The sequence below is a fragment of the Marinomonas mediterranea MMB-1 genome, assembly GCF_000192865.1.
Lineage (GTDB): Bacteria > Pseudomonadota > Gammaproteobacteria > Pseudomonadales > Marinomonadaceae > Marinomonas > Marinomonas mediterranea.
On sequence record NC_015276.1, the window covers coordinates 1,817,176 to 1,833,139 of the forward strand.

General features: G+C 43.0%; 18 protein-coding genes. 8 read left to right on the forward strand and 10 right to left on the reverse strand.

Going from position 1 to position 15,964, the window contains the following annotated elements; all coding sequences use genetic code 11:
* Positions 1-348: 348 nt before the first annotated feature.
* From MARME_RS08250 to MARME_RS08260, 3 genes are all read right to left on the reverse strand, one after another.
* Positions 349-978, reverse strand: coding sequence for an OmpA family protein (locus tag MARME_RS08250; protein WP_013660796.1), 630 nt, complete (start codon positions 976-978; stop codon positions 349-351).
* A 118-nt stretch (positions 979-1,096) separates the two neighbouring features.
* Positions 1,097-1,519: a VOC family protein gene (locus tag MARME_RS08255; protein WP_013660797.1), complete on the reverse strand. Its 423-nt coding sequence runs from the start codon at positions 1,517-1,519 to the stop codon at positions 1,097-1,099.
* 124 nt (positions 1,520-1,643) lie between these two features.
* Positions 1,644-1,985 carry a hypothetical protein gene (locus tag MARME_RS08260; protein WP_041648436.1) on the reverse strand — a complete coding sequence of 114 codons (342 nt, stop codon included), beginning with the start codon at positions 1,983-1,985 and terminating at the stop codon, positions 1,644-1,646.
* A gap of 167 nt (positions 1,986-2,152) precedes the next feature.
* Between MARME_RS08260 and MARME_RS08265 the strand changes: the two genes are divergently transcribed.
* Positions 2,153-3,175, forward strand: coding sequence for a nucleoid-associated protein (locus MARME_RS08265; RefSeq protein ID WP_013660799.1), 1,023 nt, complete (start codon positions 2,153-2,155; stop codon positions 3,173-3,175).
* A gap of 90 nt (positions 3,176-3,265) precedes the next feature.
* Here the strand turns inward: MARME_RS08265 and MARME_RS08270 are convergent, their stop codons facing one another.
* Both MARME_RS08270 and MARME_RS08275 read right to left on the reverse strand, forming a co-directional pair.
* Positions 3,266-3,910: an HAD family hydrolase gene (locus MARME_RS08270; protein ID WP_013660800.1), complete on the reverse strand. Its 645-nt coding sequence runs from the start codon at positions 3,908-3,910 to the stop codon at positions 3,266-3,268.
* Between the two features lie 243 nt (positions 3,911-4,153).
* Complete coding sequence (locus MARME_RS08275; RefSeq protein ID WP_013660801.1) at positions 4,154-4,342, reverse strand: hypothetical protein; 189 nt, start codon at positions 4,340-4,342, stop codon at positions 4,154-4,156.
* 149 nt (positions 4,343-4,491) lie between these two features.
* Between MARME_RS08275 and MARME_RS08280 the strand changes: the two genes are divergently transcribed.
* Positions 4,492-4,974 (forward strand): DUF2947 domain-containing protein, encoded by a 483-nt coding sequence (locus MARME_RS08280; protein WP_013660802.1) that lies wholly within the window; start codon positions 4,492-4,494, stop codon positions 4,972-4,974.
* A 6-nt stretch (positions 4,975-4,980) separates the two neighbouring features.
* On the opposite strand, the gene MARME_RS08285 is transcribed toward MARME_RS08280, so the two are convergent.
* Both MARME_RS08285 and MARME_RS08290 read right to left on the reverse strand, forming a co-directional pair.
* Complete coding sequence (locus MARME_RS08285) at positions 4,981-5,253, reverse strand: hypothetical protein (protein WP_013660803.1); 273 nt, start codon at positions 5,251-5,253, stop codon at positions 4,981-4,983.
* A 144-nt stretch (positions 5,254-5,397) separates the two neighbouring features.
* On the reverse strand, positions 5,398-6,099 hold the full coding sequence (locus MARME_RS08290; protein ID WP_013660804.1) for a tRNA-uridine aminocarboxypropyltransferase: 702 nt from the start codon (positions 6,097-6,099) through the stop codon (positions 5,398-5,400).
* 183 nt (positions 6,100-6,282) lie between these two features.
* On the opposite strand from MARME_RS08290, the gene MARME_RS08295 reads away from it, so the two are divergent.
* Entirely contained in the window at positions 6,283-7,038 is a 756-nt protein-coding gene (locus MARME_RS08295; protein ID WP_013660805.1) for a DUF1499 domain-containing protein, read from the forward strand.
* Positions 7,039-7,165: 127 nt separating this feature from the next.
* Complete coding sequence (locus MARME_RS08300; protein WP_013660806.1) at positions 7,166-7,747, forward strand: TetR/AcrR family transcriptional regulator; 582 nt, start codon at positions 7,166-7,168, stop codon at positions 7,745-7,747.
* Here the strand turns inward: MARME_RS08300 and MARME_RS08305 are convergent.
* Positions 7,744-9,486 (reverse strand): DEAD/DEAH box helicase, encoded by a 1,743-nt coding sequence (locus MARME_RS08305; protein ID WP_013660807.1) that lies wholly within the window; start codon positions 9,484-9,486, stop codon positions 7,744-7,746. The two genes, MARME_RS08300 and MARME_RS08305, sit on opposite strands and share 4 nt — an antisense overlap.
* A gap of 121 nt (positions 9,487-9,607) precedes the next feature.
* Between MARME_RS08305 and MARME_RS08310 the strand changes: the two genes are divergently transcribed.
* The 4 genes from MARME_RS08310 to MARME_RS08325 all read left to right on the forward strand — a co-directional run bounded on the left by MARME_RS08310 (position 9,608) and on the right by MARME_RS08325 (position 14,031).
* Complete coding sequence (locus MARME_RS08310) at positions 9,608-10,258, forward strand: 2OG-Fe(II) oxygenase (RefSeq protein ID WP_013660808.1); 651 nt, start codon at positions 9,608-9,610, stop codon at positions 10,256-10,258.
* Between the two features lie 86 nt (positions 10,259-10,344).
* Positions 10,345-11,337, forward strand: a complete 993-nt coding sequence (gene trhO / locus MARME_RS08315) for an oxygen-dependent tRNA uridine(34) hydroxylase TrhO (protein WP_013660809.1) — start codon at positions 10,345-10,347, stop codon at positions 11,335-11,337.
* A 278-nt stretch (positions 11,338-11,615) separates the two neighbouring features.
* Entirely contained in the window at positions 11,616-12,794 is a 1,179-nt protein-coding gene (locus MARME_RS08320) for a diguanylate cyclase (protein ID WP_013660810.1), read from the forward strand.
* Between the two features lie 82 nt (positions 12,795-12,876).
* Positions 12,877-14,031: a cache domain-containing protein gene (locus tag MARME_RS08325; RefSeq protein ID WP_013660811.1), complete on the forward strand. Its 1,155-nt coding sequence runs from the start codon at positions 12,877-12,879 to the stop codon at positions 14,029-14,031.
* Positions 14,032-14,103: 72 nt separating this feature from the next.
* Here the strand turns inward: MARME_RS08325 and MARME_RS08330 are convergent, their stop codons facing one another.
* Both MARME_RS08330 and MARME_RS08335 read right to left on the reverse strand, forming a co-directional pair.
* Positions 14,104-15,393: a TRAP transporter large permease gene (locus MARME_RS08330; protein ID WP_013660812.1), complete on the reverse strand. Its 1,290-nt coding sequence runs from the start codon at positions 15,391-15,393 to the stop codon at positions 14,104-14,106.
* On the reverse strand, positions 15,394-15,945 hold the full coding sequence (locus MARME_RS08335; RefSeq protein WP_013660813.1) for a TRAP transporter small permease: 552 nt from the start codon (positions 15,943-15,945) through the stop codon (positions 15,394-15,396).
* Between the last annotated feature and the right edge of the window lie 19 nt (positions 15,946-15,964).

Genomic DNA, 15,964 nt, shown 5'->3' on the forward strand with positions numbered 1-15,964 from the left:
ATTGACATCGCTTAGATTCATTTGAGAAAACTGAAACAAAAAAAGAGAGTGGCACTTGCCCTCTCTTTTTTTGTTAAATACTTTTTTATACGACCATTCCTGCTTTTCTGCCTAGTTAAGGGAGAACAGTTAAGGGAGAACAGTTAGGGGATAACAGTTGGGCGTGAACTTTTTTACTTCTCTGAGGTGATGGTTTGCAGCTACAAAGTGTTCATTATCCTGCTCACTGTAACGATAGAGGTTTGCGGCTATAGAGTTTTGTTAGCTACGGAGGCTTAGAGTTACAGAGTCCTATAGTTACAGGGGGGCGTAACGATAGAAATAGTAGGGAGCTAAAAAGCGATGTTTCTAACGATCAGAGAGAAGGGCGGTGTTCTGATCAACGCTGTAAATTGTCCAACGTTTTACATCTGCTGTTTGACGAGCAAAAATCTCAGCGACAACGCGACGGTTTTGTTCACGACCTGTGGCAGTATCATTTGTTGCAATAGGTCTAGTCTCGCCGTAACCAACGCCTTTTACGCGGCTTTTACGAACCATAAAGCTATCTGTTAGTACGCTTGCGATGGCGGACGCTCTGCGTTGAGATAGGCCTAAGTTTAACTCTTCGCTTCCCACGTCGTCAGTATGACCTTCAATCACAATAGAGGATTGCGGGTTTTTACGCATGAAGTCAGCTAATTTCTTAACTTCTGAATAGTAGCGAGGTTTTACAATATCTTTGCCCGAGTCAAATAAAATGTTTAATTCGACGGACAAAAGCTTGGATGACTCAGCACTGCATCCAACATTATCAACGCGGGAACCTGCTGGTGTGTTTGCACAATGGTCTCGTGCATCAATAACGCCGTCTCTATCACCATCAGCCAAACGAGAGGCAATATTCGGGTTGTACAAAGACTCTGCAGACACGGCTGCACCAAACCCTGCTAGTAGCAGTGCTGTTGCAATTTTATGTCTAGAAGAAAGTTTGAACATCTCGGTACACCCGCTTATTTAATAATCTAATAGTATGACCTCGTGAGCAACATTACTACATCAAGTTTGTATCTTTCTGCAGTGGCAATGTTTTTATTGTAACTATGTGTAAACGGGTTTACCAAGACCCTGTGTTTTCCATACTCGCCCAAGGTTCTTTTGGTGTAAGTGAGTCACCTGCTTGCAGTAACTCAATAGAAATGCCGTTAGGGTCCTTTATAAAGGCCATGTGTCCATCTCTTGGGGGACGGAGTATTGTCACGCCCATCGACTGTAGGTTGGCGCACACAGCGTATATATCGTCGACTCTGAATGCTAGGTGACCGAACTGATCGCCATTTTCATAGGTTCTGTCATCCCAGTTGTGAGTCAGTTCAACTTCTGGCGCACCTTGCTCAGAGGCATAATAAATAAGCGAGAATTGCCCTTTTTCGCTGTCGTAACGTCGAGTTTGGATTAGTCCCAGGCCTTGTGTGTAAAAGTCATGGCTTGCCTCTGGGTCGGTCGTTCTTATCATGGCGTGTAAATACTGAATACTCATAACTCTCTCCTGATTATGATTGTTTTACTGCTTTATCGTTACCGTTATATCAAAACGACACGTTGCTTGAGGGACTATAGGTACAGAAAGAGTGTTCGAGTGCTTACATGTTGTACTTGTCTGTCTATTCGTCTTCCCAAACCCATCGTATTGGCTCTCCAAAATCATCATAGATGATTTTTTTCTTTGGGCGTTTCGTCTTTTCAGGCGTTGTCTGGGGTTTTTTAGCCGCATTTCGTTGCTGCATTTCAGCAATAACGTCATTTAGTGGTGTACGTTCTTTTTTCGGCTCGATAAATCCTAGATGGCTCGTGTTATACTTGCCGTCTTGGAGGCCTGATTCCCCCATCTTAACCTGCTGAATTTCGCCTTTTTGTTGAAGAAATTGATCCACTTGTGAGTTGATCTCTTCACGCGTATCGGCTTTCGATTTAGGTTTAGAAAATTTATGTCGGCGTGATGCCATAATACGTGCTTTTTTTACCATTAAGAAAAGTCGCTGTTTTCTATTATGCAATCATCGGCAGTATTGCCAAAATTAAGTGCTCAATATACTACTATAGAGCGCATAGGCGTCGAAATGCCGAAATATTTTTGTAACTAACCATCCATAGTAAACGCAAGAGGTTGTGAGTGTCTATTGTCAACTTAATTGTGCACGAAGTGCAAAAGCCAATGAACGAGTCAAAAGCCATGTTGGTTGCTCGTCCGAATGAAAACCCAATAGACGAGGATGCACAGGCATTAGCAGGTCAGGTTACCAATCTATTTAACCGATCAGGTATGAACACTGGGCGTTTTAGTAATGAAGAAGGCAGTGAAGACGGAGCGAAATTGCCCGCTCTTTTGCATCGCCATTTTGACGGTGCGGCGTTCGACGATTTTGCGGCTTTTTCGAAAGCAGTCGCGACCGATTTTGTTCGCCATATTGAATCCGTAGAAGAAACGGAAGGCGGTTTACTTTGGTTTAATCATTATGAAGTTGAAGGCACGCATTTTTTGTTCATTGTATTAATGAAAAGAAAGCAAGGTCTGACGCTTGGCTCTGATTTGACCTTCGCACAAGTCGAGCAGTTAGAGACTGAGAAGTTACACATGGCAATGCGTGTTAATCTCTCGGCTTATCATGATCGAGAAGAGTCTCGGTACATTGCATTTCGTTTTGGTCGTGCACCAAAGCAAGAGAGTGAATATTTCACCAAGTTTATTGGTTGTGATGAACCAAAAGTCGCCGCGAAGGAGACTCGACAACTTGTGGAGGCTGCGGCCGCTTTTTGTCAAGCTGCGTCCCTTCCAACAAAGGAAGCGAATGAATTTCGCCGAAGCGTCTCTGAGCAGTGTTTGGAACGTGCGGAAGAACGCCAGCCGATTGAAATTACTGACATTGCGAAACAAATTGAGAATCGCTTTTCGTCTGAGCAAGCCAATCAATTTCTGGAAATTGCGGAATCTGATGCGTTTAACATCGAAAAAGAAGTATTCGTAGAAAAAGCCGCACTTAAAAAGCTAACGAGAGTTTCTGGCTCTAATCGTACGATGACATTGAGCTTTGATGCGGACCTTATTGGGCAATCGGTTGAGTTTGACGAAAATACCGGCTCTCTGACATTTAAAGATCTGCCTCGCAGTTTGCTGAAACAACTGCAAAAACGGTAGGCGTTTCTTGTAATCTAAAAAGTCGTGACAATATCGAGTCTGTCGCGACTTTCTTCTCTTCTTTTCTTTTCTGTTTAAGTCTTTCTTTTACTAAAGCCCTAGAAGTGCTTCGAGCTCTTTCATTGAGGCGAATGTTTTTGTCGCGCCAGCTTTCATTTGATCGGCAGGGTCTACCATCGCGCTGTAAGCAAATACCGTTGCGCCAGCTGCTACGCCAGCTGTAATGCCTGCAACAGAGTCCTCTATTACAATACAGTTGCTTGGTGTGACATTAAGTGCTTCTGCCGCTTTTAGGTACATGTCGGGTGCGGGCTTTCCTTTTTCGACATCTTCCACACAAAAGCGGGTTTTAAACGCTTCTATTAAACCGATTTTGTTGAGTTTGTAATCCATCTCTTTGCGGTTTGCATTCGTCGCCATCGCGAAAGGGGATTGGATTTTACTTAGCAACTCAGGGACGCCGTTAATAGGTGCTAAAAACTGATCAATGTGCTTTTCGAACCGTGCCTTGTATTCGAGAACGAAGTCATCTTGAAGCTTAACGTGAGCTAATTTCTCAATTGTGTCGAGGTTGTGTTGCGTCGTATAACCCGTAAATTCTTGATGAATTGTGTCTAAACTAATTTGAATGCCCTTTTCGTTTAGTAGTTCAAACATAACGCGGTTTGAAATGGTCTCAGTATCTACAATCACTCCGTCGCAATCGAAAATTATGGCATGGTAGTCTAAAGACATCTGATTACTCCGCTTTGGTTATTGATAAGCTTTGGCTGTTAATAAGTAATGGCTAATGAGAACAAATGGATGGGCAAGCGTGAGTCAGTGACTCATGCATGACATAGATAGTATCTAAAAAGAGTGTTACAAAGAAAGGAAAGAGGGGGATATTGTTTTTTTTCTCCCCGCATAAACTAAGATTTAACGTAAATTGCAGTATAATTATTTTCACTGCAACTAATGCTGTGATGAATCAATTGTTTAGTGCGTTGTTTGTAGAGAGGATGGCTTAGTACCTGTGTGTAACATAGTATGCACCAAACCTTTAAACAAAGACGCTACGTTAGCAATCATTTCTTTTTGCTTCTGACGACGCGTTTGTCTCTCTAGACGGCGGTCTTCGAAACCCCAACGTGCTAGCAATGCTTCGTATTGTTCTTGAGAGTCCATAATGTGCTCCTGAGTTAAATGAGTGATTGATTTTAAAAATGTTGTTTTATTACAACAAATGCAAGGTTACTCTTCCCGTTTTAAGGGAGCAAACGATGCTTTTTCACCATTTTGGTTAGTTTTTTTCATCTATTTTTTGGGTTTGTTACATGTCGAATTACGTGCCGTTATCTTCTTTTTCTAAATCATGGGTCTTTAATCGTCAGGATCCTTTTGTGTCTGAAGAAGACAAACGGGAGATAAAATGGTTGTCTGAGTCTAAAGCCGCTGATATTTGGCGAGACTATATTAGTGCAAACCATTTGCATCCAGAGCTGTTGAAAGAAGAGGATTGGGTCGTCGATACGGCGAATGAAGCGGGCCGTGAAGCTTGGGAACCCCGGTGGGAATCAGAAGAAGAATCGCTTCCTGATTTTGTAGTAGAGCACTTGAGTCATTGGGGCGACGATACGAAAGTCTTTTACTGTTGCAGCAGCGATATTGTATTTGAAACCACTTGGGGCGTATTTAAGCGAACCTGGAAGGCCTTTTTATTCCTAGACAATGGACCTGTTTTGGTTGGACGAAAGAAAAAGCAAGGCGTTCAGTTTTGTACTGACGGGTTTGCGAGAGTCCTTAATCGTCCTGTGTAACGAGTATTACGTCTCATCCAATATGGCAAACGACAAGCAGGTCGCAAACATGGCCGAAACGGCGATAACCGGTAAATAAGGGAAGGCGAGCATCAATACCCCGATGCCAGTCCATAGGCTGCGTACGATTTTTAGTTTGTTACGGTAAGCTTTCGATTGGCGTCGCTTATGGCATGAGGGCCTTTCTTCCAGGCCCATTAAGTCATCTTTCATATACCATTTTGGGAGAATTACTATGGCGACTAGCGTCATGTAGAAACAGATCAATGCTCGCAACATGTTCAAACTCGTTTTCGCTTACTTAACTCAATTGAGTTTAGCCCATGTTTACGTGTTGGAGCGTTCAAAGCACCGTATTAACCGTGACTTCTTGTAAAGACGCTGTCTTTTAATAAAACGATATAAGACGCATAAAAATGCGGTTTATAAATCGTTACCGCGTTTTCGGCTCTTAAGGCAACGTCTGTTAAACATCTGGTAATAACTAAGGAGTTGGTCACTTTCGACTGGCAAGGCAAGTTGAGCGAGTAACATACTGACGACTTCCGCTGTGGCAAATTGCATCTCGTGTCCAGAATGACGAACGAGAAAGGTTCTTTGTTGAGCTTCACTCATGCCTAATGTTGGAATCGAGTCTAACCATCGGCTCTGATGGAGCATCTTACTGGCTTGCTTCCACGTTCCGTCCAAAATAATAAAGGTATGTTGCTGACTTCGTTCGAGAAAGGCCGACTTTTCTGATTCAATAATCGAGTTCTCAGATATTCTGCGTGCCGTTTCGGGGTACAGGATCGTAACCTTGCCATTTAGATCGCTTAAACGTTTTAGTAACGCTTTATCTGGTTCAGTTCTGCTCCATAGATACGCTTTTGTTTGCTCAGGAAATAAATCTGCGATCAGTCGTCCACTATTAGTGGGTTTGAATATTTCGTCTCGGTGGTAAAGTAGGATAAAATCGACAGGGCTGGTCGTCGGGCGACGTTCATCACAGAAACAAGCATTCTCGGCCATTAAGCATGACGGGCATCGGGTAACCGAGGAGCCGCGAGCAACAAAAGGTCGTTTTGAACGTGTAGCGCAGTCGTTGCGTAAAATATCAACCGTGTGAGGTGTGTGTTTAATCATCGTGTGTAAAGTAAGTCAGCCTGCAAAGTAGGCGCATTGTAAGCGATGAATTAGCATGATTGCTCGTATTTTTATAATAATTATGCAAGAAACTAGGAATCAAAAAAGAACACCTACTCGACCTCTGTTCGAAGTCGCGCACGCACGCTACAGTTGGTTCTGTATTTGTATTTCAGGAACCCTATGAGCCGTTATATCTCACCTTTTCTCTATTTTTCTATGATTTTCGTAGGATGTATGGCGTTCTTCTCTATTGCAGGGGTGCGCGTGGGGATGATTGAACCAATAACTGGGTTTTCTTTTTTACGAAAGAGTGTGTTTGCGGCACTGGTTTTGTCTTGTATCGCAGCATTATCAGTTTTACTGTTTCGTAGACGCTCTGAATCAGGAAAATTACGTTTTTGTGGGCTGATACTCATTGTATCTTTGACGTACAGTACAGTGTGGATCGCGTTTTATTTGCAAAAACTCGGCTTGCCAAAAATCAACGACATTACCACCGACACCGTTGTTCCTCCTTCCTATATATACGTTCCTTACATTCGCAAGTCATCGGATAACGATCTAGTCTACAACCATGAATGGGCTGAACTTCAGAATAAATTTTACCCTAATGTTAAACCTTTAGAAATGAAAAAGTCGAAAGACAGCGTGTATGCTGCTGCTGTTGATCTGATGAATGAGAAAGGGTGGCAAATAGTTTCTAAATATCCGACGGCTGGTATTGTTGAGGCGACGGCACGAACAACCATTTTTGGTTTTAGGGATGACGTTATCGTTCGTATCATGGAAGAAAATGATTATGTGCGTATTGATATGAGGTCTTGCTCACGTATGGGGGTTCAGGACTTTGGTGAAAATGCAGAACGAATTACCACGTTTCTCAATGATCTAAAAAATAAGTTCGCGTTTAAGAAAAGCATCGCTTTTCGTTATTAGCTACCGTTATAGTTGACTCTGACATTTTCTTAAAAACATCTTAATATTTATCTTTGTTTTGATGTTATTTTAACCGTTTGTAGATTCGTATAAACTCTGTGCCTATAGGTTCTAGGAGACAAAACGAGTGAATAAGCGAACACTCCAAAAGCAGCAAACAAAGGACGTCATAAAGAGAGTCGCAAAGCGCGCCTTTCTTGAAAATGGAATAGAGGCAACCACAACACGTGACATTAGCCGCGATGCTAACGTTGCAGTGGGGACGTTTTTCGTGCATTACCCTGACAAATTAGAGTTGGTCAAAGAGATTTTCTTTGAAGAACTTGAGGGTGCACTGACCCGCCATGCTGAGCAAGAAGAATTTACCGAATCCCCAAGTGATTATTTGCAACAAGTTGCCCAAACTCTATTTCGCTTCTTTGGTGAATTGAAAGAGTTTACTCAAAATGTAGTGCTGGACAGTCTTGTGACTGATGGCTTTCATAGTCAGCAAATGAAGATTGTCTCTGCTGGCATCGCTAATCGTTTTGAACGTGTTGGTGTTGACTCTGAAATGGCCCAACTGTTTGCGGATAACATGATCGCCAATTACTGGTTTGTGATGATGGCATGTTTAAGTAGCGGCGATTACTATTCAAAAGCAAACTTATCCCGTTTGAAAAGCCTGAATTTACCGTTCGAAGTGTCCTACCAAAATGCAGCGCCCTAGAGCTCGTTTGCTCGTCGATAAGGGCCGTCGTAATCAAACAGCCTTTCCGTCACTTGCCAATAATTACCCTTCTGTTTTTTTGCAATAACGAAATCAGGACTTGGTAGATAATCTAGGAAGCGCTTTATCTCATCAATAGTGCTAAATGAAACGGGGACCGCTCCGTTTCCGAGTCTTCGGCTAAACTCGTCGTTAAAGCGTTTTAAGTGTTTTTTTACCGAGAAATCAAACTGTTCTTTGAGTGTTTCACCGTCTTCATCATGATAGGTGATATGTAGCTTTGTTCCGTCTATTTTTGCAGTAATCGCCTGACACCTCAGTACTTTATTGTCTTTTAAGCTCAGTGCCTTTCTAAGTGTGTCGTCTGGGTCGATCAGTTTATGGTTACAGTGCAAACATTTGCGTGCAGCTATGTCATTTTCTTCGTTGCAATTTGGGCAGCGTTTAAAGACAAACCGATAACTGCATTGCTGCTCATCGTCAGGTGTTTCAATGATCGCCTGACATCGGCGGCCGTAGTGCTCAAGCACATCGCCGTCTTTGCTTTGTTGTCCCCAAAACATGTTTTGAAAGTCACACTGAGGGCAGGCTACTTGAACCAGTTTTACGTTTGGATTTGGCTTTTTCGTGCCTATTTCTGGTTGATAAAGGTCATAACCTTGGTTGGTGTAATCCAGAATTAGGCAGTCCTTTTTGTTGTCACTCAGTCGCAGTCCTCGCCCGACAATTTGTTGATATAAACTGACCGATTCGGTTGGCCGTAGCAAGGCAATGACATCAACATGGGGAGCATCGAAACCTGTGGTTAGAACCGACACGTTAACGAGATATTTAAGCCGCTTGTTTTTAAATGCGATGATAATCTCATCGCGTTCTTTAGTGGGAGTGTCTCCTGTCACTAAAGCGGACTCTTCGACGGGAAGGTAGCCGATGATTTCGTTTGCGTGGTCTCGTGTTGACGCAAAAATCATCACCCCTTGTCGACTTTGACTGAGCTCTAAGATTTGTTCACAGATTGCTTTGGTGACGCGCGGATGTTTAGACACGAGTTTGTTTAAGGATAAATCGCTCGTGTCTGTCTCACCGTCTAATGATTCGGTTAAGGCACTAAAATCGTATTGTTCGACTGCCGCATCGTAGACAATCAGTTTCGTTAGGTAGCCATCATTCACTAAACGGCGCAGTGGCAGTTCATAAATGCACTTTTCAAAGAATGCTTTGGGTGCATCTCTGAAAAAGCCCCAGTGGTGTCGTTTGTATATCCAGCCTGCGTCGAGACGATACGGCGTCGCGGTCAGTCCGAGTATTCGAACGCGTGGGTTCAATTGTTTAAAATGCTGTATGACTTTTTGATATTGGCTTTCATCGTCTTCTGAAATCCGGTGGCATTCGTCGACAATTAAGAGACTGATCGCGTCATTAAACAGGCCTAGGTTGGGGGCGAGACTTTGTACGCTGGCGAATGTTGTTTTTTTATTGAGTTGTCGTTGTCCTAAACCAGCGGAAAAAATACCCGTTTCAACGCCTAAGGCGGCCAGTTTACTGTGATTTTGATCGACCAGCTCTTTTACATGAGCAAGGCAAACAACGTTGCCTCTAGCGAGGAGGCCCAATTCTGCAATGACTAAACTTTTTCCTGCCCCTGTTGGTAATACAATAACAGCGCTGTCGTCACTCTGGCGAAAGTGTTCGAGGGTCGCGTCGACAGCGTCTTGTTGGTAGTTACGTAATTTATACATGCGGTAAGTCAGAATATTTGTTTAAACAGAAACAACAATAAAAAAACGGATGAGTTGGGGGGCAAGCTACAGTAAGATGGCGCGATTATCAAATATTGACTCTACGCGTTGCGAGGTTTAAATGGATCTGTCGATTATGTCAGAAGATACATCGTTCGATACGATTGTGCAGGCTATTCGTAGTCAAGGTTGGTGCATTGTCGACGGCTTTTTCAAACAAGAGTTTATAGATGCGTTAGCACAGGATGCAAAGTCTATTAACCCCGACCAGATGAAACAAGCTGGAATCGGTCGTTCATCTGATCATCAAGTGGCACTAAACGCCCGCCGCGACCGCATCCAATGGATCGAACCTGATTCTCCCGTTAGAAAGCAGTTCTTAGAGGCGATGGAAGCGCTTAGAGTGGCATTAAATCGAAAACTGATTTTGGGGCTTTGGGATTACGAAGCACATTTTGCTCGTTATGAGGGCGGTGCTTTCTACGAGAAGCACGTAGATGCGTTTCAAGGCCGGTCTAATCGAGTGTTATCGACGGTCTTATACCTCAATGACGAGTGGGAAGAACGCGCTGGTGGTGAGTTTGTCTTGTACGATGAGCATCAGCAAGAACTCGAAATCGGGCGTTATATGCCTTCCAAAGGGCGCTTTGCGATATTTTTAAGCGAAGCGTTTCCGCATGAAGTCTTACCTGCTGCCAAAACACGTTACAGTGTGGCGGGCTGGTTTCGTATTAACAATAATGCAGGCGGGAGGCTTGATCCAAATCAATAGGCTCGTTTTTTTTGTGTGAATTCTCTATAATGCGCGCCGTGTTTAACTGCTCTGGTTTTACGTTCCAGTTCGCATAGGAGAAAATTATGTCAAAAGTCGTTGTTTGTGCCCTTTATAAGTTTGTTAAGTTGGAGCAATTTGAAGCGCTCCGTCAGCCTTTGTTAGATGTCCTCTTGCAAAATGAAGTCCGTGGTACTTTGCTGTTAGCCAATGAAGGCATCAATGGCACGGTGGCAGGTAGTCGAGAAGGGATTGATGCTATGTTAGCTTGGTTAGACCAACAACCAGGCTTAGAAAACATTGTGTCTAAAGAGTCATACGATGAAGACATGCCGTTCTACCGCACGAAAGTAAAGCTAAAAAAAGAAATCGTAACGATGGGCGTTGAAGGTATTGATCCTCGCGAAGTCGTCGGTACGTATGTGAAGCCTAAAGACTGGAATGCTCTTATTTCAGATCCAGACGTTGTATTGATCGATACTCGTAATGATTACGAATACCAAATTGGCACGTTCGATAATGCGGTCAACCCTGTTACAGATACATTCCGAGAGTTTCCTGAGTATGTTGAAAAAAACATGGACCCTGCGAAGCAGAAAAAAGTGGCCATGTTTTGTACGGGTGGTATTCGTTGTGAGAAATCGACTGCTTACATGAAAGAGCAGGGTTTTGAAGAGGTTTATCACTTGGAAGGCGGGATTCTTAAGTATCTGGAAGAAGTTCCAGAAGAAGAGTCAATGTGGAAAGGTGAGTGTTTTGTGTTTGATAATCGTGTTTCTGTCAATCACAACCTAGAAAAAGGCGCTTACGATCAATGTCACGCTTGTCGTATGCCCATCACTGAAGAAGAGAAGCAAGACGAACGGTTTGAACAAGGCGTGAGCTGTCTGCATTGCTTTGACAAGTATACTGACGAACAGCGTAAGCGTTTTATTGAGCGTGAACGTCAGGTTCAGTTAGCGAAATCACGAGGTGAAGAGCATATTGGTGCGGAAGTACTGGATGCGGTTGAGAAACACCGTCGTGAGAAAGAGCTAGAACGTGAGCGTCAGCGCAAAGCCCACAAACACGCCAAGTAATATAAATAACATAGAAAAGCCAGCGTTGCTGGCTTTTCTATGTCTGGATTAAAGAAGACATACGGGCTTGATAGTGACAGATATCAAAACTCTAAGTGTAAAATTTTACTAAGCTGGTGATATGGTTTTTAATAGTCGGTTTTGTCGATTATTGTGGCCGCTTAATTTCCTTAACTGATTCGACGTTCGTCATTAAGGGAGGCGAATGAATCGGACTAACTTTATCTATGTTTTTGCATGAACGATAGGTCATGGGTTATAGGTATAGAGGAGTCGATTTGTTTTCGATCAATTTTAGACACGCCAATACGTGGCGCGCACTCGCTGTCATTTCCATTACTAGCCTCATTTCAATGGCTATTCTTGTGTTTCTTTTGGCCCATAATATGGACCGATTATTGACTAAAGAACGATATCAACACGTGCGTTCGCATGTGATGATGGCTCGCCATCTGGTGACTTCTTCGATTAGTCATAAGAACACTCAGCCAGAAAATACGTTAGGTGAAAAATTAATGCTCGAGCAGTTGCCACTAGAGCCGCTGCTTGATGAGCTATCTAAACTGCGTTATCTGGATGAAAGCTATTTTTGGGTGTTGGATTTTAACGGCGTCATGCTAATGCATCCGTATTCTCCCAACATCGTTGGGGTGTCAACCCTGTCTATGCTAGATCGCGATGGCGATAAGTTTGTACGTGATATTATTGCGACTGCGCGTGACGGCGGTGGTTTTGTCGAGTATTCCTGGACGAAACCGGGCGGGGACATACAGTATCCAAAAGTGTCTTATGTCACGCTTGTGGAAGAGCTTGGCTGGATCATCGGTTCGGGCGCTTACATTGACGATCTAGAAGAGGCAAAAAGTGCAGAAGTTGTGCGAAGTACCATGATTGCGCTGACATTATTGCTCTTAAATACGCTTGTTTTACTGTTTGTCGCAAGAAAGTATCTCAATATTTTCCATAATAAATCCATTAAAGACGAACTGACAGGCTTACTAAATCGACGCTATCTTGAGGAAATTCATCAGGATGTTAGCGAGTCCGCTGATGCACATAAACAACCGATTTCTGTTTTATTCTTCGATATTGATCACTTTAAGCGTGTTAATGATGAATATGGTCATCAATGTGGTGATATTACGTTGGCAAAGGTTGGTGACATTGTGTCTAACCATACACGCGTTCGAGACTTTTCCTTTAGGTACGGCGGTGAAGAGTTTGTGATGATTGTGAGAAGTGATCAACAAGAGGCGTTTGCAATGGCTGAAGAGTTACGTCAAGCGATTGAAAATAGCCCAATTAATCTCGGTGATCAGTATATTCATGTCACGGTGAGTATTGGTGTCGCGACACGAGCGTCTAACGATGTTTGTTCGATTAAAGATGTGATAGCGAAAGCCGACTCATTGATGTATCTCGCGAAGCAAGCGGGACGAAATCAAGTCAAGGTGTAATTGGAACCTTTCGAGAATGTGGAAGCTAGACTAACCTTACTATAAGTGTGAGTTGGCGTTCCAAACTTCAAAAGGACTTCTATTGCTTTCATTTCAGACAAAATATTCAGATACCTTACCTGCTCTCGTTGCGATCTCAATTACGGGCTTGACTTCAATGGTATGTGTGATTGCTCTTGCAGTATACCAGTTAGATTCATTGCTTAAAAAAGAGCGCTACGCGACGGTTAAATCTCAGGTAATGACGGCAAAGCAGCTTGTTCACATTACCATGCAACACTCCCTTCATTCTGATCCTGCCGATATTAAATCAGAGGTGCTTAATATGCTTGATAAGCTTAGGTATCCTGATGATGGTTATTTTTGGATCCTAGATAAGCAGGGAATAATGCTAATGCATCCCTTTTCAAAGGGCATAGTAGGAAGTTCAACGCTTGACTTGCAGGATATAGATGGAAAGCTATTCGTACACGATATGTTGGTCACAGCAGAGTCAGGAGGTGGTTTTGTCACCTACTCATGGCTTAAGCCCGGAGGGAAAACGCATTTTTCTAAGATAGCTTATGTGACGCCAATCGATGAGTGGGGGTGGGTTCTGGGTTCCGGCTCCTACATAGACGATTTGCAAAGCGCGACGGAAAGCGAAGTGTATCGAAATAGCGCTGTGTCTTTGATGCTCCTAGCGATAAATGTACTTGTTTTGCTGCTGGTATCACGAAAATTTATTAACCGATTTCATTTTTGTGCGATTAAAGATGAGCTTTCAGGCTTATTAAATCGTCGTTATTTGAATGAAATCAGTGCGAAGGTAATGGCAAATGCTCAAACGAATAACCGATCTATTTCGTTATTGTTCTTTGATATCGATCTTTTTAAATCAATAAATGATAAGTATGGCCATCACGCAGGCGATCTTGTTCTTAGCCAACTTGGGAGTATTGTAAAAGAGTTCACTCGCATGAACGATTTGTCTTTTCGGTACGGTGGGGAGGAATTTGTTTTAATCTACGAGGGCGATGTTCATGAGGCAGAGCGATTTGCGAATGACTTACGACAATACATCGAAAAGAGTGCTTTCGATCTGGGTATAGCGCAAATTCAACTCACCGTGAGTATTGGAGTTGCGACGAATCAATCTCACGAGACTCATTCAATTAAAGATTTGATCTTCAGGGCTGATGCGGCCATGTATCAGGCTAAGGCCGCAGGACGAAACTGCATACGGGTTTATAGCTAACTCAACTTACGATAACGCGAATACGCCTTACATAATGACTTATAGTAATTGAAAGGCGTACTCGCACTCTTTTTAAATAAGCTGTTGATAGCCAACCATTAACATTATGAGTATTAAATCAGCAATGATAAATGGAATAACACCCGAAAATATCTCTTCTAGTGAAGCGTAATCTTTAGCAACGGAATGAATGACAAATACATTCAGACCAACCGGAGGCGTAATCATTCCAATCTCCAATAGTTTTGCGACAAACAACCCAAACCACACAGTATCAATGCCGTGTTCTGCAATGATTGGTAAAAAGAGCGGCAATGTTAGCAACATCGCGCCAATGGGTTCTAAAAACATACCCAAAGCCAAATAAACTACGATAATCACCATTAGAATGATAAGCGTGCTGAAGCCGTGATTATCAATCCAGTCTGCAATTTCAAAAGAGACGCCTGTTAGAGCAATTAAGCGAGTAAATAGACTGGCTCCGATCGCAATCATAAACAAGGAACCGCTAGACAAAAGTGTGTCTAAGCAACTGTTTCGAAAAACAGATTTACTTAGTGATCCTTGGAAAAACGCAATAATCAAAGTAAAAAACGCGCCAATTGCCCCCGCTTCTGTTGCTGTAAAAATCCCCCCAAATAACCCACCAAACACTGCACTTACTAACACCAGTACAGGCCATATTTGCAAACTTGCCGACCATTTTTCCGATGTTGTGGTGTTCGCACCTCTGGGGAGTCGGCTCGGAGAACGTAAGTATATTAACCAAACCACGATGAAGTACATAAACATGGATATTAAGCCAAGAGCGAGTCCTCCAATAAATAGATCGTTAATGGACTCTTCCGCTTGAATTCCATAAATAATCAACAAAATACTCGGTGGGATTAAAGCGCCTATAGTGCCACCCGCAGCGACAGATCCGGTAGCGACGCGAATGTCATACTTCATCGCATGCATTTCTGGAATTGCTATACGGCCTATTGCTGCACTACAAGCAACGGAGGATCCTGTGACGGCAGCAAAGCCACTGGCACCGCCTATGGAGGAAATGGCCAATCCGCTGGGGAGCCAACCAAGCCAAGCTCGTGCGGCGGCAAATAACCCTTTAGTCATGCCAGTGTGAAAGGCTAAATATCCCATAAATAAGAACATCGGAACTGAACTTAATGTCCAACTTGAAGCAAAACCATAGGGTATGGTTGATACCATACTGATTGCAGATTCCACTCCTACAATGGCTGCAATGCCTAGACCCGAAACCGTCAATAAGCTCACAGCAATAGGCACTCTCATCATGATGAGCAGTAATACACCGACTAACGAAAAATAACCGATGAAAACGGGATCAATCTCCAACATCTATTTTTCTCCTTCCGTGACAGTAATGTTTAACGCATTAGGGGAGGCCGCTTGAGTATCGATTCTTCCATTAAAAAACTGTGAAAAGGTGCTGATAACGCGAAACGTCAGCACAAATGTCATCAATCCAAAGGAAACCGGCAAAATCCAATAACTAGGCCAAGTATAAAAAACGGTGACACCAGACTCGATATAAGCACCTTTGGCTGTGTTGGAAAGCGCTTCTTGAAGCGTCCCCCAACACAAAATGCCATATATCAAAACAGAGAGGACGAAACCAAAAAGCTCGACTACTAATCGTTTTTTTAGGTTTAAATAGTCTGTAAAAATAGTGGCCTCGACATGACGCCGCCGTAGCTCCGAGTAAGCCACAGGCAGAAAACTCACCATTACCATGTAATAATGGCTAACCAGTTCTGATGTGGCGGTTAACCCTTTATCAGCGAAGGTTCGCATACTAACATCAACGACTATTTGTAAGACCATCATTACCAACACAGCAGAACCGAAGATAATGGTGAGACGTTCAATAGCGTGCTCAATAAACTTCATCTTTTTTCCTACTTGTGTC